Source organism: Neobacillus sp. NPDC097160 (assembly GCF_044762155.1).
In the GTDB taxonomy this organism is placed as follows: Bacteria; Bacillota; Bacilli; order Bacillales; family Cytobacillaceae; genus Neobacillus.
Genome location: NZ_JBIWDU010000018.1, coordinates 110,538 through 133,315 on the forward strand (window position 1 = coordinate 110,538; position 22,778 = coordinate 133,315).

Below are 22,778 nucleotides of genomic sequence, written 5' to 3' on the forward strand. Positions count from 1 at the left end.
GACTGCTTTAATTGTTGCTGGTTTTTAAACAAAATATTAAAGTTTGATTAAAAATATTATCCCATCGTGTTAAATATGTTTAAGTTATGTAAAATAGGCTTTATAAAACATTTTTTTAAAGTGATTGGTGGGGATTGTATGACAAAAAAGAAGAATGAACTATGGGAATGGACGAAGGCCCTATTGATTGCGATAGCACTGGCGGCAGTCATCCGGTATTTTCTTTTTGCTCCAATAGTAGTGGATGGCTTATCGATGATGCCGACATTAAAAGATCAGGATCGCATGATTGTCAATAAATTCAGTTATGAAATTGGTGAGCCAAAGCGATTTGATATCATCGTTTTTCATGCCCCGGAAAAAAAGGATTACATAAAGCGTGTGATCGGACTTCCAGGTGATACGATTGAGTATAAGGATGATATGTTATATGTAAATGGCAAAGCGTATAAAGAGCCTTATTTGGATGAATATAAGAAACAAGTAGAGGACGGGCCATTAACAGGTCCATTTACCCTTGAAGAAAAAATTGGCCGTAAAACAGTTCCAAAAGGTGAATTGTTTGTCATGGGCGATAACCGCCGCTTCAGTAAGGACTCAAGGCATATTGGGACAGTTCCAATGAGTAAAGTAATCGGTAAAACAAATGTGGTCTATTGGCCAATTAAAGACGCACATATTGTTAAAGTGAAATAGAAATAGTTATCTAGCTTCAGCGCCTAGCCCCTCGGGACATAAGCCGCCCCGCTGTGGTGGCTGGGAAACTGCCTCCTCGCGGTTCGTCTTATGCCTGTCGGGGCTGACCAAGGCGCTTACGCTTTTAAAAGGAGGTGGCTGCTTTGACGATCCAATGGTTTCCTGGTCATATGGCCAAGGCTCGCAGAGAGGTCACGGAAAAATTAAAACTAGTTGATATTATTTTTGAATTGGTGGATGCAAGAATTCCGTATTCCTCAAGAAATCCAATGATTGATGAGATTATCCAGCATAAACCAAGATTAGTCTTATTAAATAAAGCGGATATGGCTGACAAGGCCGCAACAAAGGAATGGATTGCCTATTTCGCTGAAAAAGGAATTAAGGCACTTGCGATTAATTCTCAGGCTGGAGAAGGAATGAAAAATATTGTCCAAGCCTCAAATGAAATTCTCAAAGAGAAATTTGATCGTTTAAGAGCGAGAGGTGTGAAACCTAGAGCAATCCGGGCAATGATTGTTGGAATTCCAAACGCTGGTAAATCGACCCTTATTAACCGTTTGGCTAAAAAAAATATCGCTAAAACAGGAAATACTCCAGGAGTTACCAAATCACAACAATGGATTAAGGTTGGCAAGGAAATGGAGTTACTGGATACACCAGGGATATTATGGCCGAAATTTGAGGATCAAGAGGTTGGTATGAAACTGGCCATTACAGGGGCGATTAAAGATACCCTATTAAACCTGCAGGATCTTACCGTCTACACGTTAAGATTTTTAGAACACACCTATCCAGAGCGTTTGAAAGAACGATATAATTTAGAGACTCTACCTGAAAACGTTGTTGAAATGTTTGATCATATTGGAGTACTTCGCGGCTGTCTTATGGCAGGCGGGATTGTCGATTATGATAAGGTTTCGGAATTAGTGGTTCGGGAAATAAGGTCGGAAAAATTTGGCCGGATTACATTAGAACGACCTATTGATTTTAGCGTTGAAAAAGAATAATGATTGACCAAGGCTCTCCAAATGGGGGGCTTTTTAATTCAACAAATATAAATCGATGAAGAAATTACTATTGTTACTATTAAAATGTTATATTAAATCTAGTAAATCTTTGAAATTATTATTTATAATGGCGTTTGTAATCGTTTTCAAGCGAAATAGAGAATGATGGTGCAGAATAGTTTTTTACCAGCATTTATTGCTGGTTACAATTAAGAATTTCTCGTAAAATTAGGTGGAACTATATACACGTTTAAAGAAACAATAACATACAAGATAAAAGGGGTATATCAATGAAATATCGGTCAGCATTTGATATTATCGGCCCAGTCATGATTGGGCCGTCAAGCTCTCACACAGCTGGTGCAGCAAGGATTGGCAGGGTTGCAAGAACCTTGTTCGGAAAACTTCCAAAGAAAGCAATTATCTCCTTATACGGTTCCTTTGCCAAAACATATAAGGGACACGGAACAGACTTTGCCATTGTTGCGGGACTTCTGGATTTAGATACATTTGATGAAAGAATGCCTAAATCTTTAGAAATAGCAAAAGAAAATGGTTTAGAGGTAGTATTTCGGACCGAAGAGGCAGTGACAGATCATCCAAATACAGTCAAAATTAATTTATATGATGAGGAAAACAAACTAGAAATGGTGGGCATTTCAATCGGCGGCGGAACCATTGAAATCACCGAATTAAATTCCTTTCCGCTAAAGCTTTCTGGAGAACACCCGGCGATCTTGGTTGTTCATCAGGACCGATTTGGAATCATTTCAGCGGTAACAAGTGTTTTATCAAAACATGAAATTAACATCGGTCATATGGAAGTATCCCGATTAGAAAAAGGTGAAATGGCTCTGATGGTCATTGAAGTCGATCAGAAAATTGATGATATCGTGATTGAGGAATTAAAAAATCTTTCAAATGTATCGCAAATCATTCGCATGGCTGAATAAATTGAATGAACAACATCAGGAGGTGGACTCATGTTTCGAAATGTAGCAGAGCTTGTTCAACTTGCAGAAAGCAACCAGGTAAAAATAGCGGAAATCATGATCCGTCAAGAAATTGAAGTATCAGGTCTTACGAGAGAAGAAGTAATCACGAAAATGGAAACGAATTTAACTGTAATGGAACAAGCGGTGGAAAGAGGTCTGGGCGGTGTCCATTCGCATACAGGACTAACAGGTGGAGACGCGGTGCTGCTCCAAAACTATCTAAAAAGCGGAAAAGCCCTTGGAGGCACGATTTTACTAGATGCTGTCAGTAAAGCAGTGGCAACAAATGAAGTGAACGCCGCAATGGGTGTGATCTGTGCAACACCTACTGCAGGTTCAGCAGGTGTCGTACCTGGAACCTTATTTGCTGTAAAAGAAAAATTGAAACCAACACGTGAGGAAATGATTGAATTCTTGTTTACCGCAGCTGCTTTTGGTTTCGTAGTTGCTAATAACGCCTCGATTTCCGGCGCTGCTGGCGGATGCCAAGCAGAAGTAGGTTCGGCTAGTGGTATGGCTGCGGCAGCCATTGTAGAATTGGCAGGCGGCACACCACAGCAGGCTGCAGAGGCAATGGCGATAACGTTGAAGAATATGCTTGGATTAGTATGTGATCCTGTTGCGGGTTTAGTAGAGGTTCCATGTGTAAAGCGGAATGCAATGGGTGCATCTAATGCTATTACTGCTGCAGATATGGCACTTGCCGGAATTACAAGCAGGATCCCTTGCGATGAAGTCATTCATGCCATGTTCTTAATTGGCCAATCCATGCCGTCTTCCTTAAGAGAAACGGCTGAAGGCGGACTTGCAGCAACTCCGACTGGAAGAAGACTTGAGCAAGAAATATTTGGCAGTGGGAATACAGTTAAACTTAAAAACCTAATTATTTCTTAATAATTTCTCAATAGAAGTAGCACACAAATTCGAGCAAAATTTTGTGTGCTACTTTTTGTGTATTGAATTTAATAGGGTACGAGGGTATCATTACAACGGGTGAAAAAAATGAAGGTACAAACTATAGTTGAAATTGAACGACAATTAGAAAATATTAAAGCGGAAAATGATCCATTTTTGTTACATATCCTCCAAGATGAGCGTAAAGGTGTGCAGCAGTTGTTACAAAAATGGCATAAGAAAATGGCAGAGGAGAAACGATTAAAGGAAAAATTCAATGATATGAACCTCTATGAAGAGAAATGGAGATCGCAAGGATTTGAATTGATTGCTGGTGTTGATGAAGTCGGGAGAGGTCCGCTTGCCGGGCCGGTTGTAGCAGCGGCGGTCATATTACCAAAAAATTTTTTCTTAGCCGGTCTGGATGATTCGAAAAAACTTTCAGAAAAAAAACGTCAGGAATTCGATGAAATTATTCGAAATGAAGCGCTGGCATATAGTGTTTCAATGATTGATGCTCCTGAAATCGACGCGGTTAATATTTATGAAGCGACAAAAAAGGCGATGAAAGCGGCTATCGCCTCGCTAAATCCAAAACCGGATTTGCTGCTGATTGACGCGATGAAACTCGAAACCCCATATCCAGCAGAATCTATTATTAAAGGAGATGCAAAAAGCATCTCGATCGCAGCAGCTTCGATTGTTGCAAAAACAGCAAGAGATGAACTGATGAAGGAAATTTCGTTAAGTTATCCAGCGTATGGTTTTCAGCAAAACATGGGGTACGGTACAAAGGAACATATTCAGGCGATAAAACAAAATGGGATATCTCCCTATCACCGTAAAAGCTTCGCACCGGTCAAAGATTATATTTAACAAAAAAAACAGGTCATTGGATCTGTTTTTTATTATTGTAAAAAATAAATTTACCACTATTTGATAGGGAATATACCTGTGTGAAGCAGATTATCGAAATATATTATTCTGAATCTTTTTAAGATGAATATAATTTTTTTGCTTAATGGTGGACAAGGTTTGTGTCATTATATAAAATGAAAACGGAGTCAATTTTTTGAAGAGTTTGATAGGAGGATGGGAAATGAATATCCATGAGTATCAAGGGAAAGAGATCCTCAGAAATTACGGGGTAGCGGTTCCTAACGGAAAAGTGGCATTCACTGTTGAAGAGGCAGTTGAAGCGGCGAAAGAACTAGGTACACAGGTTTGTGTGGTAAAAGCACAAATCCATGCTGGTGGACGGGGGAAAGCCGGCGGTGTTAAAGTTGCTAAAAACCTTGATGAGGTTCGTACATATGCAAATGAAATCCTAGGAAAAACTTTAGTTACACACCAAACAGGTCCAGATGGTAAAGAAGTTAAACGTTTGCTAATCGAAGAAGGCTGCGACATCAAAAAAGAATACTATGTTGGTTTAGTATTAGATCGTGCCACTTCACGTGTTGTTTTAATGGCATCTGAAGAAGGCGGAACGGAAATTGAAGAAGTAGCGGCTAAAACCCCTGAGAGGATTTTTAAAGAAGAAATTGATCCTGCTATTGGATTACAGCCGTTCCAAGCACGTCGTATTGCCTTTAATATCAATATTCCAACAGAACTTGTTAATCAGGCTGTAAAGTTCATGATGGGCTTATATAGTGCTTATATCGAAAAGGATTGCTCAATTGCCGAAATTAACCCTCTTGTTGTTACTGGAGACGGAAAAGTAATGGCCTTGGATGCAAAATTAAATTTCGATTCTAATGCGTTATATCGTCAAAAAGATGTATTGACTTATCGTGATCTTGAAGAGGAAGATGCAAAGGAAATTGAAGCATCAAAATATGATTTAAGCTATGTTGCTTTAGATGGCAATATTGGCTGTATGGTTAATGGTGCCGGACTTGCGATGTCAACGATGGATATCATTAAACATTACGGCGGCGACCCCGCAAACTTCCTTGATGTTGGGGGCGGTGCAACAGCTGAAAAGGTTACAGAAGCATTTAAAATTATCCTTTCTGATCCAAACGTAAAAGGTATTTTTGTTAATATCTTTGGTGGAATCATGAAGTGTGATGTCATTGCTGAGGGTGTTGTCGAAGCAGCTAAGCAGGTTGGACTTAGTGTTCCACTCGTTGTTCGCTTAGAAGGAACAAATGTTGACTTAGGTAAGAAAATCCTGGCAGAGTCAAGCGTTGAGATTATTGCTGCTGAATCCATGGCTGACGGCGCACAAAAAATCGTTTCATTAGTGAAATAGGATCGACAAGAAAGGGGAATTATCGTGAGCGTTTTTATTAATAAAAATACGAAGGTTATTGTTCAAGGAATAACTGGCGGAACGGCCCGTTTCCATACAAAACAAATGCTTGAATATGGCACCAAAATTGTTGGTGGTACCTCTCCTGGGAAAAAAGGTCAGGAAGTCGAAGGTGTACCCGTTTTCAATACGGTACAAGAAGCGGTTGAAGCAACAGGTGCTAATGCTTCTGTTATCTATGTTCCGGCACCATTTGCAGCGGATTCCATTATCGAAGCAGTTGATGCAGAATTAGATCTTGTTATTTGTATTACTGAGCATATTCCTGTATTGGATATGGTGAAGGTAAAACGGTACATGGAAGGCAAAAAGACTCGCCTTGTAGGTCCAAACTGTCCTGGTGTTATTACTGCGGATGAATGTAAAATTGGTATTATGCCAGGCTACATCCATACAAAAGGACACGTTGGAGTTGTTTCCCGTTCAGGAACATTAACATACGAAGCAGTACACCAACTAACACAGGCTGGACTTGGTCAAACAACGGCAGTTGGTATTGGCGGAGACCCTGTGAACGGCACAAATTTCATCGATGTCCTAAAGGCATTCAATGAAGATCCTGAAACGTATGCAGTGATTATGATTGGTGAAATCGGCGGTACGGCTGAAGAAGAAGCGGCAGAATGGGTGAAAGCTAACATGACAAAACCTGTTGTCGGCTTCATTGGCGGACGTACAGCGCCTCCTGGAAAACGCATGGGCCACGCTGGTGCGATTATTTCTGGCGGCAAAGGTACTGCCGATGAAAAAATCCGCATCATGAACGAGTGCGGCATTAAAGTTGCTGATACCCCATCTGTTATGGGTGAAACCTTGATTGAAGTTTTGAAAGAACAAGGTCTGTATGAAAAATGTAAAACACATTAATTTCACACCAAGACAGGAACAGATAGTCCCTCATAGTTGAGGGGCTATTTCTCGTATAATAAAAAAAAGGAGAATGAATAATGGATGACTTTAAAGAAAAACTGATTCATTTGCTTCATTACCCAAACATCACATGGAATACTGTATATCAAACGTTAAGGAAGGATCCGACACTGAGATCTTTGTACCGGCTCCAAACACAATCAACTCAGCAGATTTCCTTATTTCCACCAAATAACCACGATCACTCCATGGCCCAATCTTCTATTATCTCTCTTCACCCCGACATGATTCACGAACAAATCCGTCAATACGCATCCAATGAAATCACAGTGATTACTATTTTAGATAAAGAATACCCACATTATTTAAAAGAGATTTACCAACCGCCATGGGCTTTGTTTGCAAAAGGTGACATCTCTCTATTAGAAAAGGAACCAAAGCTGGCTGTTGTGGGGTCACGGCAAGCCACGCAATATGGAAAAAATGCGATTCGCTTAATCTTTCCAGAACTAATTGACAATGATGTCTTAATTGTAAGCGGTTTAGCAAAGGGGATTGATGCCCTTGCACATGAATATGCGATTAAAAATGGCGGGAAAACCATTGCTGTTATCGCCGGTGGTTTATATCACATTTACCCTAAAGAAAATATGAGCCTCGCATTAGAAATGATGAAAACGCAGCTTGTTCTCTCAGAATACCCTCCCGATACAAAGCCGCTCAGGTGGCATTTCCCCTCACGGAATCGAATCATTAGCGGTTTGTCCAATGGAACGTTTATTATTGAAGCAAAGCGAAAAAGCGGCTCACTCATTACTGCCAACTATGCCGTCAATGAAGGACGGGATGTGTTTTCACTGCCAGGAAGTATTTTTAATCCTTATTCCGTCGGGGCAAATGAATTAATCCAGCAAGGGGCAAAACTTGTTACAAGGGCTGAGGATATATTGGAAGAGATAAGATTAAACTCTAGGGTATAGTAGAATCTTAGAATAAAAATTGTTATTTTTGCAGGTTTTTTCGAATAAATGGAGAAATTAGCTAAAAAAGGTTGCAAAAATTTCTAATATGTTATACATTTTCCAACAGATGTTCGAAAAAATGAATATATCTAGATAGTTTAAATAATATTGTAATTAACATATAACTGAAAATTTTTGGGATAGGGCAGTTTTGTAAAGTATTTTCTCCGGTTAGAACCGGAATTTAGGAAAACTTCTCAAATTGTAAGCATCTTAGAAACAGGCTTTTGCCGTATTCAAGGCGCTTTCACACTTTCCCTCTTAAGGAGGATATTTGAATGGCTGCAGAATTTCTAGTCATCGTTGAATCACCAGCTAAAGCGAAAACGATTGAACGTTATTTAGGAAATAAATATAAAGTAAAGGCATCGATGGGGCATGTTCGCGATTTACCGCGTAGTCAAACGGGGGTAAATGTAGAAAATAGCTATGAGCCAAAATATATTACAATCCGTGGCAAAGGTCCTGTATTAAAAGAATTAAAAACAGCGGCCAAAAAGGTAAAAAAAATATATCTCGCGGCTGACCCGGATCGCGAAGGGGAAGCAATTGCCTGGCATTTAGCACACAGCTTGGATGTAGACATTAACTCAGACTGCCGTGTTGTTTTTAATGAAATCACGAAAGATGCAATTAAAGAATCCTTTAAGCATCCTCGTCCGATAAATATGGATCTTGTCGATGCCCAGCAGGCCCGCAGGATTTTAGACCGGCTTGTAGGCTATAATATCAGTCCGCTTCTTTGGAAAAAGGTGAAAAAAGGGTTAAGCGCAGGACGAGTTCAATCCGTTGCGGTTCGCTTGATAATTGATAGGGAGAAAGAAATCAAAGCTTTTACTCCTGAAGAATATTGGACGATCGAGGGCGAATTTTTAAAGGGAAAAGATCATTTCAATGCGAGCTTTTTTTCTTTAGTTGACCATGATAAAACCGAGCTTAAAACCGAACAAGACGTTCAAGCTATTTTACAGCAAATGGATGGAAATAAGTTCAAAGTGATTTCGGTGACAAAAAAAGAACGCAGAAGAAACCCGGCACCGCCTTTTATCACCTCTTCCCTGCAGCAGGAAGCAGCTAGAAAGCTCAACTTCCGTGCAAAGAAAACAATGATGCTTGCACAGCAGCTATACGAAGGGATTGAACTTGGAAAAGAAGGTACAGTTGGTCTCATAACCTATATGCGAACTGATTCCACCCGAATTTCAGAAGTTGCTCAAGTAGAGGCCGCTAGTTATATAAAAGCGGAATATGGAGACAACTTTTTAAAGAATGTACAAAGGAAAGAAAAAAAGCAAACGAATGCCCAAGATGCTCACGAAGCGATACGTCCGACCAGTACATTGAGAGATCCAAATAGCATGAAGGAATATCTATCACGTGACCAGCTGCGTTTATACAAATTAATTTGGGAGCGTTTTTTAGCAAGTCAAATGGCACAGGCAATCATGGATACGATGAGTGTCGATTTGCAAAATGGAAATGTCATATTTCGGGCTAATGGCTCAAAAATAAAATTTCCTGGTTTTATGAAGCTTTATGTGGAAGGCTCTGATGACCAAGATGATGGACCTGATAAAATGCTTCCAGATCTCAAAGAAGGGGATGAAGTGTTTCAAAAGGATATTGATCCCAAACAGCACTTCACACAGCCGCCGCCACGGTATACGGAAGCACGACTTGTTAAAACGCTTGAAGAATTGGGAATCGGACGGCCATCTACCTACGCACCCACATTGGATACGATTCAAAAGCGGGGCTATGTTGCGCTCGATAATAAACGCTTTATCCCAACAGAATTAGGAGAAATTGTTCATGAGCTTATTCTTGAATTCTTCCCCGAAATAATAAATGTTGAATTCACTGCAAAAATGGAGCAGGATTTGGATAATGTCGAAGAGGGTGAAGTAAAATGGGTGCAAGTCATTGATGAATTTTACCGCGACTTCGAAATCCGTTTAAAAAAGGCTGAAACAGAAATGCAGTCTATAGAAATTAAAGATGAGCCAGCTGGTGAGGATTGTGAAAACTGTGGAAATCCAATGGTGTTTAAAATGGGTAGATATGGAAAATTCATGGCCTGCAGTAATTTCCCTGATTGCCGGAATACAAAACCGATTGTGAAAGAAATTGGTGTGACTTGTCCGACATGTAAGGAAGGACAAATTATTGAACGTAAGAGTAAGAAAAAAAGGTTATTTTACGGCTGCACTCGATATCCTGAGTGTGAATTCATTTCTTGGGATAAACCGTTACCAAGATCCTGTCCTAAATGCGAAGGCCTGCTTGTAGAAAAGAAATTAAAAAAGGGCGTTCAAGTTCAATGTGTTAACTGTGACTACAAGGAAGAACCGCAAAGCTAAGAGTGGGTAAACCCGCTCTTTTATTTTTTTTAAGAGTTAAAACTTTTTTCTTTTTAATTCGTATAGTAAAATGCAAGATGGACTTTAAATGTGGGAATGGTATTGATAGACAAAGGCATTGTCAAAATGTACATATTTCAGAAAGCTAGAAATAAGGAGGTTTCTTACATGTCGGATGTAACAATAAATGTAATTGGTGCTGGTTTGGCAGGTAGTGAAGCGGCATGGCAGATTGCTAAACGCGGCGTAAAAGTGCGCCTATATGAAATGCGCCCGGTAAAGCAAACCCCGGCACATCATACAGATAAATTTGCAGAATTAGTGTGTAGTAATTCATTGCGGGCAAACACATTAACAAATGCGGTTGGGGTATTAAAAGAAGAAATGAGAAAGCTTGATTCTGTGATTATCGCTGCAGCAGATGCTTGTTCCGTTCCTGCTGGTGGTGCATTGGCAGTTGATCGCCATGAATTTGCCGCAAAAGTAACGGAGTTGGTCAAAAATCATGAAAATGTAACGGTTGTAAATGAAGAAGTAACCAAAATTCCTGATGGCCCAACGGTTATTGCTACTGGTCCGCTAACAAGTCCAGACCTTTCAGCACAGCTTAAAAGCTTAACGGGTGAAGATTATCTTTATTTTTATGATGCAGCGGCTCCAATTCTAGAAAAAGAAAGTATCAACATGGATAAAGTTTATTTGAAGTCCCGTTATGATAAAGGCGAAGCGGCCTATTTAAATTGCCCGATGACTGAGGAAGAGTTTAATCGTTTTTATGAAGCATTAATTTCTGCTGAGACGGTGCCCTTGAAGGAATTTGAAAAGGAAGTCTTTTTTGAAGGTTGTATGCCAATCGAAGTAATGGCTGGACGAGGAATGAAAACGATGCTTTTTGGACCGTTAAAACCGGTTGGATTAGAAGATCCGAAAACAGGAAAAAGACCGTTTGCTGTAGTACAACTTCGTCAAGATGATGCGGCAGGAACGTTGTTTAATATTGTCGGTTTTCAGACACATTTAAAATGGGGAGCCCAAAAGGAAGTCATTCAGTTGATTCCTGGTCTTGAAAATGCAGAAATTATTCGGTACGGTGTTATGCACCGCAATACCTTTATTAATTCACCGAAGGTTCTCAAGGCCACCTACCAATTCCGAAATCGTGAAGATTTATTTTTTGCTGGTCAAATGACCGGAGTTGAGGGATATGTGGAATCAGCTGCAAGTGGTTTAATTGCGGGGATCAATGCATCCCGATTAGTGAATGGTGTGGAAACTGTGGAGTTTCCTGTGGAAACAGCTATAGGGAGTATGGCTCGTTATATCACAACTGCCAATCCGGATAATTTTCAGCCAATGAATGCAAACTTTGGTTTATTTCCCGACCTGCCTGTTAGAATAAAAGGAAAGCAGGAAAGAAATCTACAGCATGCGAATCGAGCACTAGAGACAATTCAGAACTTTGTGAAAGTTTTGTAAAGTTTATTGCAAGGACATTGGAAGTGTGTTACGATTTAATAGCCCTTGTCAGGTAAATAGTATGATAAATGTGAATGATTTATTAAACTTTTTTATCTGGAGTTTACAAATAGTGAGGAATTAAGCAAAATATACAATTGAACATTATCAACTTGATATCAGTGATTTCGTTTCACTTTTCCATTTCTGTACAAGTAATTGATGAAGAACGAGAATCTACTTAATCCAATTATTTACATACCATTTGTGTTTGTGAAACGGAAATTACTCCAAAGGGAGGAAGATTTGTTTGAATCAATTTCATGCGACAACGATATTTGCAATCCATCATAACGGCGAATGCTCTATGTCTGGTGATGGCCAGGTGACATTTGGTAATGCAGTAGTGATGAAGCACACAGCAAAAAAGGTAAGAAAGATATTTAATGGTAAAGTATTGGCTGGATTTGCCGGCTCTGTTGCTGACGCATTTACTCTTTTTGAACTGTTTGAAGGAAAGTTGGAGGAATATAATGGAAATCTCCAAAGAGCTGCTGTAGAGCTTGCAAAAGAATGGAGAAACGATAAAATGCTGCGCAAGCTGGAAGCGATGTTAATTGTCATGAATCGTGAAAGTTTGCTGCTTGTATCCGGTACTGGGGAAGTCATCGAACCTGACGACGGGATTCTTGCGATTGGCTCTGGTGGAAATTACGCATTAGCTGCAGGTCGTTCACTGAAGAAATATTCTGGTGAACACTTGACTGCGAAAGAAATAGCTAAAGCTTCATTAGAAATAGCTGCGGAAATATGTGTATACACGAACCACAACATTATTGTTGAAGAACTATAATGGGAAGGAGACTGGAAAATATGAGCAGAACAACCAATTTAACCCCTCGTCAAATTGTTGAAAGACTTGATCAATATATCATTGGACAGAAGGATGCCAAGAAAGCAGTCGCTGTTGCGTTAAGGAATCGTTACAGAAGAGGATTATTAAATGACAAGCTCCGGGAAGAAATTATACCGAAAAACATTTTAATGATAGGACCGACCGGAGTTGGTAAAACGGAAATTGCCAGGAGGATTGCAAAGCTTGTTGGCGCGCCGTTTATCAAGGTGGAAGCCACTAAGTTTACAGAAGTAGGCTATGTTGGCCGTGATGTTGAATCAATGGTTAGGGATCTGGCTGAAACCTCTGTTCGATTAGTGAAAGAGGATCGGATGCAGAGTGTAAAGGAACGCGCTGAGGAGAATGCAAACAACAGGCTTGTTGATTTAGTTGTACCATCTGCTAAAAAATCATCGACCTATAAAAATCCGCTCGAAATGTTATTTGGAGGCGGAAATCCTACTTCAGAGCAAGAGACACATCAGGAAGATTACTCCGTTCAAGAAAAACGTAAGATTGTCAAAGAGAGACTTGCTCTTGGACAATTGGAGGATGAAATTGTTACGGTAGAAGTTGAGGAGCAGGCTCCATCCATGTTTGATATGCTCCAAGGGTCAGGAATTGAACAAATGGGTATGAATATGCAGGATGCTCTTAGCAGTTTTATGCCGAAAAAGCGGAAGAAAAGAAAATTAACCGTCCGTGAAGCAAGAAAAGTATTAACAAATGAAGAAGCCGCAAAGCTCATTGACATGGATGAAGTTACAACAGAAGCTATTTATCGTGCGGAACAAACAGGGATTATCTTTATTGATGAAATCGATAAAATTGCAAGCAAGAATTCTGGCGGCTCTTCAGCAGATGTTTCAAGAGAAGGCGTCCAAAGAGATATCTTACCGGTAGTAGAAGGTTCAACTGTGGTAACGAAATATGGTTCGATTAAAACAGATCATATTTTATTTATCGCTGCAGGGGCGTTTCATATGGCGAAACCATCTGACTTAATACCCGAGCTTCAAGGACGTTTCCCGATCCGGGTAGAACTAACGAAGCTTACTGTGGAAGACTTTTTTAGAATATTAATCGAGCCGGATAATGCTTTAATTAAGCAATATCAAGCATTATTGGAAACAGAAGGTATACAAATTGAATTTTCTGACGATGCTATTCGTAGAATTGCAGAAGTTGCATTTGAAGTGAATCAAAATACAGATAATATTGGTGCGAGACGACTCCATACGATATTAGAGAAGCTTTTAGAAGACTTATCTTTTGAGGCACCGGACATCACACTGGAGAATATCGCGATTACACCACAGTATGTTGATGATAAACTTGGTGCGATTTCGAAAAATAAAGATTTATCCCAATTTATTCTTTAGGAGCGATTGTTCATTCTGAAATTTTTGGAAAACGTCGCTCATAAAATGACCTAATACGTCGAAATGCTTGTATTAACTAATAAAATTTAATAATGGTTGTAGTCAATTAGGAGGAAGAAACACAATGGATTTACTTACAAAAACGAGAAAAATTAATGTTTTATTACAAAAAGCTGCAGGAAAGCCAGTAAACTTCAAGGAAATGTCAGAGACGTTAAGCGAGACAATCGAAGCGAATGTTTATATTGTCAGCCGTCGTGGTAAACTTCTAGGTTTTTCAATTTATCAACAAATTGAAAATGAAAGAATGAAAAAAATGTTTGAAGACCGTCAATTTCCAGAAGAATATACAAATGGATTATTTAATATTCAAGAAACTTCATCGAATCTTGATATTGAAAGCCAATATACTGCTTTTCCTGTGGAAAATAGAGAGTTATTTCGTGAAGGGCTGACAACGATTGTTCCGATTATTGGCGGCGGGGAACGTCTTGGCACTTTAATTCTTGCAAGATTGCAAGAAAAATTCCATGATGATGATCTGATCCTTGCTGAATACGGTGCAACGGTTGTAGGTATGGAAATTTTACGTGAAAAATCAGAAGAAATTGAAGAGGAAGCTAGAAGCAAAGCGGTTGTTCAAATGGCCATCAGTTCATTGTCATATAGTGAACTAGAAGCCATTGAGCATATTTTTGAAGAACTCAATGGCCATGAAGGCTTGCTTGTTGCTTCAAAAATTGCTGACCGTGTTGGAATTACCCGTTCAGTGATTGTGAATGCTTTAAGAAAGCTCGAAAGCGCAGGGGTTATTGAATCACGTTCCCTTGGAATGAAAGGTACGTATATTAAAGTCCTAAATGATAAGTTTCTTATTGAACTTGATAAATTAAGATCGAAATAAAAATGACAATCTCCAGTTTATCTGGGGATTTTTTATTTTTCTAAAGTATTACTTGATTGTTTATTGCGTATGTGCTATATTATTTCATGGTGTTAATACACACGCTTGTTGATTTAAACAGATGGTGCTGTTTATTACAGTTTCTGTTTAAAAATGAGATAAGCGGAGGAAAACAAACCACTAGGAGGAAAAAAACATGTCAGTTATTTCAATGAAGCAATTGCTTGAAGCTGGTGTACATTTCGGACACCAAACTCGCCGTTGGAACCCAAAGATGAAGAAATATATCTTCACTGAGCGTAACGGTATTTACATTATCGACCTTCAAAAAACAGTTAAAAAGGTTGAAGAAGCCTATAACTGGGTTAAGGAACTTGCTGGTAATGGCGGAACAGTTCTTTTTGTTGGTACTAAGAAACAAGCTCAAGATTCAGTTAAAGAAGAAGCAGGCCGTTCAGGTATGTACTATGTTAACCAACGTTGGTTAGGTGGTACATTAACAAACTTCGAAACCATTCAAAAGCGTATCGGCCGCTTAAAAGATATCGAAAGAATGTCAGAAGACGGAACTTTCGAAGTATTACCAAAGAAAGAAGTAGTACAATTAAAGAAAGAACAAGAACGTCTTGAAAAATTCCTAGGCGGAATCAAAGACATGAAACAACTTCCAGATGCATTATTCATTATCGACCCTCGTAAAGAGCGTATCGCAGTTGCTGAAGCGAAGAAATTAAACATTCCTATCGTTGGTATCGTTGATACAAACTGTGATCCAGACGAAATCGATGTTGTTATTCCAGCGAATGACGATGCGATTCGTGCGGTTAAGCTTTTAACTGGTAAAATGGCAGATGCTATCCTTGAAGCAAAACAAGGTGAAGAAGTACAACCAACAGCTTAATTAGTGGAGAACATAAAAAGGTGATAAGAGGGAGACCCTTTATCACCTTTTTTTAAAGAAAACTTGGCGATTTTGGAGCTAAAGAATGTTTATCTTGGCCTTACGTGGCTAAGATATGAGTATAGTACATAGAATTGAAGGAGGAAGAAAATCATGGCAGTTACTGCTCAAATGGTTAAAGAATTACGTGAAAAAACTGGCGCAGGAATGATGGATTGCAAAAAGGCATTAACAGAAACAAATGGTGATATGGAAAAGGCGATCGACTTCTTACGTGAAAAAGGGATTGCAAAGGCTGCGAATAAAGCAGACCGTATTGCGGCTGAAGGATTAACTTCAATCTTAACTGAAGGTAACGATGCAGTTATTCTTGAAGTAAACGCTGAAACTGATTTCGTTGCGAAAAACGAAGGGTTCCAAACTCTTGTTAAGGAACTCGCTGCACATCTTATTAAAAATAAACCGGCAACTGTTGAAGAAGCTACTGCCCAAACAATGGAAAACGGTGCAACTGTTGCAGATCACATCAACGCTGCAATCGCAAAAATTGGAGAAAAACTTTCTCTTCGTCGTTTTGCTGTAGTATCTAAAACGGATAGCGATGCATTTGGCGCTTACCTTCATATGGGCGGACGCATCAGCGTGTTAACTGTTCTTGAAGGTACTACAGATGCCGATGCTGCTAAAGATATTTCTATGCACATCGCTGCATTAAGACCAAAATACGTTTCTCGTGACCAAGTATCACAAGATGAAGTTGAGCGCGAGCGTCAAGTATTAACTACACAAGCTCTTAACGAAGGCAAGCCTGAAAATATCGTTGCTAAAATGGTAGAAGGTCGTCTTGGAAAGTACTTTGAAGATGTTTGTGTGCTTGATCAAACTTTCGTTAAAAATCCTGATCAAAAAGTACGCCAATTTGTTGAATCTAAAGGTGCAACATTACGTGAATTCGTACGCTACGAAGTAGGAGAAGGTATCGAAAAGCGTGAAGATAACTTCGCAGAAGAAGTTATGAACCAAGTAAATAAACAATAGTCAAATATTCTCTAGTATAAAACGGAACAAGTTTTTAGGGAATGTTACTGTAATAGGCTTTTGAATAGGGGACACGGTGTGTTCCCTATTTTTAAAGGAAATGAAATTAGAAAAGTATCTAGCTCCAGTGCCTGACGAAGGTGCTTGCGCTTTTAAATTTTACATACGGAGGTTTATATGAGCGGTCCTAAGTACAAACGCGTGGTTTTAAAATTGAGCGGTGAAGCACTTGCTGGTGAGTCCAGCTTTGGAATTAAGCCTTCTGTCATCAAATCGATTGCCATTCAGGTAAAAGAAATAGCAGAACTTGGGGTAGAGGTAGCTGTCGTTGTCGGCGGCGGCAACATTTGGCGTGGGAAAATTGGCAGTGAAATGGGCATGGACAGAGCAACAGCTGATTATATGGGAATGCTCGCTACTGTTATGAACTCTTTAGCGCTTCAAGATAGCTTGGAGCATTTAGGGATTGAGTCACGTGTGCAAACTTCAATAGAAATGCGTCAGGTTGCTGAACCGTATATTAGACGTCGTGCCATACGACATCTAGAGAAGCAGCGAGTCGTTATTTTTGCGGCTGGAACAGGTAATCCTTATTTCTCAACAGATACAACAGCAGCGCTCCGAGCAGCAGAAATCGATGCTGAAGTTATTTTAATGGCAAAAAATAATGTTGATGGAGTTTATTCTGCGGATCCTCGCGTCGACGCAAATGCCACTAAATATGAAGATCTATCATTCCTAGATGTGATTAAGGAAGGATTAGCAGTTATGGACTCAACCGCATCCTCCTTATGTATGGATAATGATATTCCACTTATTGTTTTCTCAATTATGGAACAGGGAAATATTAAAAGAGCCGTTATGGGTGAAAAAATTGGAACAGTCGTTAGGGGGAAAAATTAATGCCAAACCAAGTCATCTCTACTACAAAAGATCGTATGACAAAAGCGATTCAGTCCTATTCTCGTGAGCTTGCCAGCATACGGGCCGGCAGGGCGAGTGCATCCTTGCTTGATCGAATTACAATTGATTATTATGGTGCGCCTACTCCTATAAATCAAATGGCAGGGATCACAACTCCTGAAGCTAGATTACTCGTGATTCAACCGTATGATAAATCCATTCTTGGTGATATTGAAAAAGCAATCTTGAAGTCTGATTTAGGATTAAATCCTTCCAATGATGGCCAGATTATCCGAATTGCCATCCCGCAGCTGACAGAAGAGCGCCGGAAAGAACTTGTGAAATTAGTTAAAAAAGAATCAGAAGAAGCGAAAGTAGCGCTTCGGAATATTCGTCGTGATAGCAATGATTCTTTGAAAAAGCTCGAAAAGAATGGTGAAATTACAGAAGATGCACTTCGCGGCTTTTCTGATGATGTTCAAAAGCTTACGGATGAATACATTCAAAAAATCGATCAAATCACAAAAGACAAAGAAAAAGAAATTTTAGAAGTGTAACTGCTCGTAAAGCCCTAGCACTTGTCAGGGCTGATTACCGCATTTCTGATTTTCTGATCCACAGACCCTCTTTTTAGGGGGTTTTTTCACTATTTTGGGATTTTTGAACAATGATGATTGTCCCGGATAGTTCTCTGAACATTATTCTTAATTCCTTTTATTTTACATAAGTTATAATAAGAGATATCTTCTCGCTTTTTTGGTATGATAAAACTATCTAACCTAAAATATCCTTTACATATCTGCATTTGGTTTGATTGAACATGATCTATTTTCGGAGGAAATGATTAACTAATTGAGGAGCAATGTTATGTTAAATAAATTTAGACTTAGAAAGAAGCAAAATACCTCTTCCACACTCCGAGATAAAATAGAAGAGATAAAAAAATTGCCTGTTCCCGAGCATATTGCCATTATTATGGATGGCAACGGGCGCTGGGCCAAAAAAAGGGCGTTACCACGTATTGCCGGTCATCATGAAGGGATGAAGGTTGTTCGTAAAACAACCATGCTGGCAAATGATATTGGCATAAAGGCCTTAACTTTGTACGCTTTTTCAACTGAGAACTGGAAGCGCCCCAAAAATGAAGTGGAATACATTATGAAGCTCCCGGAAGAATTTTTAGGGACATTTCTTCCTGAATTAGTTAAGAATAATGTTCAAGTGAAAATGATGGGTTATAAAGATCAGCTTCCTGTCCATACACTAAGAGCAATTGAAAAGGCTATGGAGGAAACCAAAAATAATACCGGACTCGTATTAAACTTTGCTTTAAATTATGGAAGCAGAGCCGAGATTCTAGATGCGGTCAAGCAAGTCTTAAATGATTGTAAAAATGGTATACTAGAGGAGACAGAGCTCAACGAACAAGTCTTTTCCTCCTATTTAATGTCTTCCACTTTCACAGATCCTGACCTATTAATCAGGACCAGTGGGGAAATCCGCTTGAGTAACTTTATGCTTTGGCAATTAGCCTATTCGGAGTTTTGGTTTACCGATGTATTATGGCCGGATTTTAATGAGGAACATTTGCTGGAGGCGGTTGAGGTCTTCCAAAAACGCCAGCGTCGGTATGGTGGCTTATAGATTAATAAAGGTGTTGAACTACTAGATGAAGCAAAGAATCATAACAGGAGTCGTTGCCGCAGCATTATTTTTGCCAATTGTTTACTATGGCGGGATTCCGCTTGTAATATTAACGTATTTTTTAGCTACAATTGGTTTGTATGAATTAATGAAAATGAAGCAGCTTAACATTTTCTCAATCCATGGCATACTTTCGATATTGTTTCTCTGGATACTTATTTTTCCGGAGAAGTATCACCATGTCTTGGATACCTTCTATTATTCAAAAACAGAGTTGTGTATTGTGTTTATCCTATTATTATTGACATACACAGTGATTTCCAAGAATCGTTTTACATTTGAAGATGTCTCATTTTCCATTTTATCCTCCCTTTATGTAGGAATAGGTTTTTACTTTTTCTTTGAAACAAGAGTGAACGGGGGATTAGTTTACATTTTATATTCTTTATTTATCGTTTGGGCAACAGATTCTGGTGCTTATTTTATCGGAAAAGCACTTGGTAAGAGAAAGCTCTGGCCTGAAATTAGCCCTAATAAGACTGTTGAAGGTTTTTTAGGCGGTGTGGTTTGTGCAGTTGTTGTGGCCTTTCTCTTTGTATTATTCACTGATATAAAAGGGTCAATAATCGGAATAACTGTCGTGCTATCTATTTTTGGTCAAATTGGCGATCTTGTTCAATCAGCTTTCAAACGCCATTTTAATGTGAAAGATTCAGGAAACATTTTACCTGGTCATGGTGGTATACTAGACCGCTTTGACAGCCTAATCTTTGTTTGGCCAATCTTAAACCTATTCCACCTTTGGGTATAATGTATAGGATTAAATTTTGTTGGGGCTGACCAGGTCGCTTGCGCTTTTTATATAGTATCAGAATTTATATCATTGGACTTTGAGAATAGGCCAGCTCCAGCGCCCTGGCGGCTAGTGTCCTTCGCTCTCCGCCCTACGATAAGTCAACATCGGTTCGCTCCGCTCACCGTGTTTCCTTTATCTCAGTTGGAGCGCTTCAGGCCATACGCCGCTGACCAGGTCGCTTGCGCTTTTTATATAGGAGTTGAATTTTTTGAAAATAATTAGTTTATTGGGTGCTTCAGGATCAGTTGGAACACAGACGATTGATATCATTCGTGAGCATCCGACAGAATTTACATTAGGAGCATTTTCCGTTGGTAAAAATATCGATTTTGCACGAAAATTGATTGTCGAATTTAAGCCTGAGCTTGTTTCTGTACAAGACTACGGTGATTGTCATACATTAAAAGGAGAATTTCCACAAACTAAATTTAGCTGCGGGAACGAAGGACTGATTGAAGTCGCTGTTCATGAAAAGTCTGACATTCTTGTCAATGCTGTTCTTGGCAGTGTTGGGCTTCATCCAACATTACAAGCAATTGAATGTGGGAAAGTAATCGCGATTGCTAATAAAGAAACACTCGTTACTGCAGGGCATTTGGTAATGGAAGCGGCAAAAAAGAAGAATGTTCGACTTCTCCCAGTAGATAGCGAGCATTCTGCCATTTTCCAAGCCTTGCAAGGAGAAAAGGATAAAAATATTGAAAGATTAATTTTGACAGCTTCAGGCGGCAGCTTTCGTGACCGGACCCGTGGCGAGTTAGAAAATGTTACCATACAAGATGCCTTAAACCACCCGAATTGGTCGATGGGTGCGAAAATAACGATTGATTCTGCCACAATGATGAACAAAGGGTTAGAGGTAATTGAGGCCCACTGGCTGTTTCATATGCCATATGAAAAAATTGATGTACTGCTTCACAAAGAAAGTATCATTCATTCGATGGTAGAATTCCATGACTCAAGTATTATTGCCCAACTTGGAACACCAGATATGAGAGTGCCAATCCAATATGCACTGACATACCCTGATCGTCTGCCGCTGGCCTCCGCTATTCGCTTAAATTTGGCGAGTATTGGAAAGCTGCATTTTCAGGAAATGGATGTTGAAAGGTTCCGCTGTCTACAGTTTGCCTTTATGGCTGGAAAAACAGGCGGTACAATGCCAACGGTTTTGAATGCAGCAAACGAAACGGCAGTAGCTGCGTTTTTGGAAGGTAAAATTCGTTTCTTGCAGATCGAAGATTTGATTGAGAAGGCATTATCCACTCATCAAACCATCGATCATCCAAGTTTAACAATGATAGAAGAGGTAGATAAAGAAACGAGACAGTTTGTTCACTCACTTCTATAAAAAAGGTGGTTTTATTTTTGACTACAGTTATTGCCTTTATTGTGATTTTTGGCGCACTCGTCTTCTTTCATGAATTAGGACATTTCATTTTTGCTAAAAGAGCAGGTATTCTCTGCCGTGAGTTCGCGATAGGTATGGGACCAAAAGTGTTCACACACAAAAAAGGTGAGACCATCTATACCATCCGTTTATTACCAATCGGAGGATTTGTCCGCATGGCGGGAGAAGATCCGGAAATGGTGGAAATCAAGCCTGGTTATCGAATTGGTCTTTTGGTTGATAAAGAGAATCAAGTTAATAAAATTATTTTAAACAATAAAGAAAAGTTTCCTAATTGCCGCATTGTTGAAGTAGAGTATGCAGATATTGAAAAGGATTTAATCATAAAGGGATTTCCAGAAGATGAGAATGAGAAATTACAAACTTTTATTGTAAATCCTCAAGCAGTCATTGTTGAAAATGGAATCGAATCGCAAATTGCTCCAATTGATCGCCAATTTGGCTCAAAAACATTATCGCAAAGATTTTTGGCGATTTTTGCAGGTCCGGCAATGAACTTTGTCCTTGCATTTATCGTATTTATCCTAATCGCTTTGTTACAGGGTGTTCCTTCGAATGAACCCAAATTGGGTGCAATTACGCCTGACGGAGCCGCAAAATCTGCAGGTCTTCAAAAGGGTGATATCGTCCAAAGTATAAATGGTTCGGAAATTTCAAGCTGGTCTGATGTTGTTGAAATCATCCGTAAAAATCCAAATAAAAAACTTGATTTCTCGATTATTCGTGATGGAAAAGATAGTGAAATTCAAGTAACACCGCTAGAAAAAATAGTTGAGGGTAAGAAAATGGGGATTATTGGTGTTTACAGCCCAGTCGAAAAATCACCAGTCCAAGCAGTTAAGTCTGGATTCACAGAAACCTATTTCTGGACAAAGCAAATCTTTGTCATGCTTGGAAAATTGGTCACTGGTCAATTTTCTATTGATGCACTGTCAGGCCCTGTTGGAATATACAATTCTACAGCGGAAGTAGCCAAATCAGGTATATATTATTTAATGAAATGGGCTGGGATATTAAGTATTAACTTAGGGATTATGAATTTATTACCAATCCCTGCTCTAGATGGCGGCAGATTGATGTTCTTTGCGGTCGAAGCAGTAAGAGGAAAGCCGATTGACCGTCAGAAAGAGGGGATGGTTCATTTTATCGGATTTGCCCTCCTCATGCTTTTGATGCTTGTCGTCACATGGAATGATATTCAGAGGTTCTTCCTCTAATAGAA

21 protein-coding genes are annotated in these 22,778 nt (G+C 39.3%); all 21 read left to right on the top strand.

The window, feature by feature from the left end; genetic code table 11:
- Positions 1 to 138 precede the first annotated feature (138 nt).
- The 21 genes from lepB to rseP all read left to right on the top strand — a co-directional run bounded on the left by lepB (position 139) and on the right by rseP (position 22,773).
- Positions 139 to 696 carry a signal peptidase I gene (gene lepB, locus ACIQXV_RS23110; protein WP_402962542.1) on the top strand — a complete coding sequence of 186 codons (558 nt, stop codon included), beginning with the start codon at positions 139 to 141 and terminating at the stop codon, positions 694 to 696.
- Positions 697 to 839: 143 nt separating this feature from the next.
- The gene (ylqF, locus tag ACIQXV_RS23115; RefSeq protein WP_402962545.1) at positions 840 to 1,706 is read left to right on the top strand and encodes a ribosome biogenesis GTPase YlqF; all 867 of its coding nucleotides are present in this window, start codon (positions 840 to 842) and stop codon (positions 1,704 to 1,706) included.
- Between the two features lie 290 nt (positions 1,707 to 1,996).
- Positions 1,997 to 2,659: an L-serine ammonia-lyase, iron-sulfur-dependent subunit beta gene (gene sdaAB, locus ACIQXV_RS23120; RefSeq protein ID WP_402962548.1), complete on the top strand. Its 663-nt coding sequence runs from the start codon at positions 1,997 to 1,999 to the stop codon at positions 2,657 to 2,659.
- A 30-nt stretch (positions 2,660 to 2,689) separates the two neighbouring features.
- Positions 2,690 to 3,595: an L-serine ammonia-lyase, iron-sulfur-dependent, subunit alpha gene (sdaAA, locus tag ACIQXV_RS23125; RefSeq protein WP_402962550.1), complete on the top strand. Its 906-nt coding sequence runs from the start codon at positions 2,690 to 2,692 to the stop codon at positions 3,593 to 3,595.
- A gap of 108 nt (positions 3,596 to 3,703) precedes the next feature.
- On the top strand, positions 3,704 to 4,471 hold the full coding sequence (locus ACIQXV_RS23130; RefSeq protein WP_402962553.1) for a ribonuclease HII: 768 nt from the start codon (positions 3,704 to 3,706) through the stop codon (positions 4,469 to 4,471).
- A gap of 223 nt (positions 4,472 to 4,694) precedes the next feature.
- On the top strand, positions 4,695 to 5,855 hold the full coding sequence (sucC, locus tag ACIQXV_RS23135; protein WP_402962556.1) for an ADP-forming succinate--CoA ligase subunit beta: 1,161 nt from the start codon (positions 4,695 to 4,697) through the stop codon (positions 5,853 to 5,855).
- A gap of 24 nt (positions 5,856 to 5,879) precedes the next feature.
- Complete coding sequence (gene sucD / locus ACIQXV_RS23140; protein WP_402962558.1) at positions 5,880 to 6,782, top strand: succinate--CoA ligase subunit alpha; 903 nt, start codon at positions 5,880 to 5,882, stop codon at positions 6,780 to 6,782.
- Between the two features lie 80 nt (positions 6,783 to 6,862).
- Positions 6,863 to 7,765, top strand: a complete 903-nt coding sequence (gene dprA, locus ACIQXV_RS23145) for a DNA-processing protein DprA (RefSeq protein WP_402962561.1) — start codon at positions 6,863 to 6,865, stop codon at positions 7,763 to 7,765.
- Positions 7,766 to 8,085: 320 nt separating this feature from the next.
- Positions 8,086 to 10,167, top strand: a complete 2,082-nt coding sequence (gene topA, locus ACIQXV_RS23150) for a type I DNA topoisomerase (protein WP_402962564.1) — start codon at positions 8,086 to 8,088, stop codon at positions 10,165 to 10,167.
- Between the two features lie 168 nt (positions 10,168 to 10,335).
- Entirely contained in the window at positions 10,336 to 11,643 is a 1,308-nt protein-coding gene (gene trmFO, locus ACIQXV_RS23155; protein ID WP_402962566.1) for an FADH(2)-oxidizing methylenetetrahydrofolate--tRNA-(uracil(54)-C(5))-methyltransferase TrmFO, read from the top strand.
- 289 nt (positions 11,644 to 11,932) lie between these two features.
- Entirely contained in the window at positions 11,933 to 12,475 is a 543-nt protein-coding gene (gene hslV / locus ACIQXV_RS23160) for an ATP-dependent protease subunit HslV (protein ID WP_402962569.1), read from the top strand.
- Between the two features lie 20 nt (positions 12,476 to 12,495).
- Positions 12,496 to 13,899 carry an ATP-dependent protease ATPase subunit HslU gene (hslU, locus tag ACIQXV_RS23165; RefSeq protein ID WP_402962572.1) on the top strand — a complete coding sequence of 468 codons (1,404 nt, stop codon included), beginning with the start codon at positions 12,496 to 12,498 and terminating at the stop codon, positions 13,897 to 13,899.
- 124 nt (positions 13,900 to 14,023) lie between these two features.
- Positions 14,024 to 14,803, top strand: a complete 780-nt coding sequence (codY, locus tag ACIQXV_RS23170) for a GTP-sensing pleiotropic transcriptional regulator CodY (protein ID WP_402962574.1) — start codon at positions 14,024 to 14,026, stop codon at positions 14,801 to 14,803.
- A gap of 196 nt (positions 14,804 to 14,999) precedes the next feature.
- The gene (rpsB, locus tag ACIQXV_RS23175; RefSeq protein WP_402962577.1) at positions 15,000 to 15,704 is read left to right on the top strand and encodes a 30S ribosomal protein S2; all 705 of its coding nucleotides are present in this window, start codon (positions 15,000 to 15,002) and stop codon (positions 15,702 to 15,704) included.
- Positions 15,705 to 15,857: 153 nt separating this feature from the next.
- A complete protein-coding gene (gene tsf / locus ACIQXV_RS23180; RefSeq protein WP_402962580.1) occupies positions 15,858 to 16,742 on the top strand; it encodes a translation elongation factor Ts in 885 nt (294 codons plus the stop codon).
- A gap of 177 nt (positions 16,743 to 16,919) precedes the next feature.
- Positions 16,920 to 17,645, top strand: a complete 726-nt coding sequence (gene pyrH, locus ACIQXV_RS23185; RefSeq protein WP_402962582.1) for a UMP kinase — start codon at positions 16,920 to 16,922, stop codon at positions 17,643 to 17,645.
- Positions 17,645 to 18,202 (top strand): ribosome recycling factor, encoded by a 558-nt coding sequence (gene frr, locus ACIQXV_RS23190; protein WP_402962585.1) that lies wholly within the window; start codon positions 17,645 to 17,647, stop codon positions 18,200 to 18,202. The genes pyrH and frr overlap by 1 nt, the downstream gene beginning before the upstream one ends.
- 310 nt (positions 18,203 to 18,512) lie before the next feature.
- Positions 18,513 to 19,289: an undecaprenyl pyrophosphate synthase gene (locus tag ACIQXV_RS23195; RefSeq protein ID WP_402962588.1), complete on the top strand. Its 777-nt coding sequence runs from the start codon at positions 18,513 to 18,515 to the stop codon at positions 19,287 to 19,289.
- A 25-nt stretch (positions 19,290 to 19,314) separates the two neighbouring features.
- Positions 19,315 to 20,100 (top strand): phosphatidate cytidylyltransferase, encoded by a 786-nt coding sequence (locus ACIQXV_RS23200; protein WP_402962590.1) that lies wholly within the window; start codon positions 19,315 to 19,317, stop codon positions 20,098 to 20,100.
- A 253-nt stretch (positions 20,101 to 20,353) separates the two neighbouring features.
- Positions 20,354 to 21,496: a 1-deoxy-D-xylulose-5-phosphate reductoisomerase gene (gene dxr, locus ACIQXV_RS23205; RefSeq protein WP_402962593.1), complete on the top strand. Its 1,143-nt coding sequence runs from the start codon at positions 20,354 to 20,356 to the stop codon at positions 21,494 to 21,496.
- Between the two features lie 17 nt (positions 21,497 to 21,513).
- Positions 21,514 to 22,773 carry an RIP metalloprotease RseP gene (gene rseP, locus ACIQXV_RS23210; protein WP_402962595.1) on the top strand — a complete coding sequence of 420 codons (1,260 nt, stop codon included), beginning with the start codon at positions 21,514 to 21,516 and terminating at the stop codon, positions 22,771 to 22,773.
- Positions 22,774 to 22,778 lie beyond the last annotated feature (5 nt).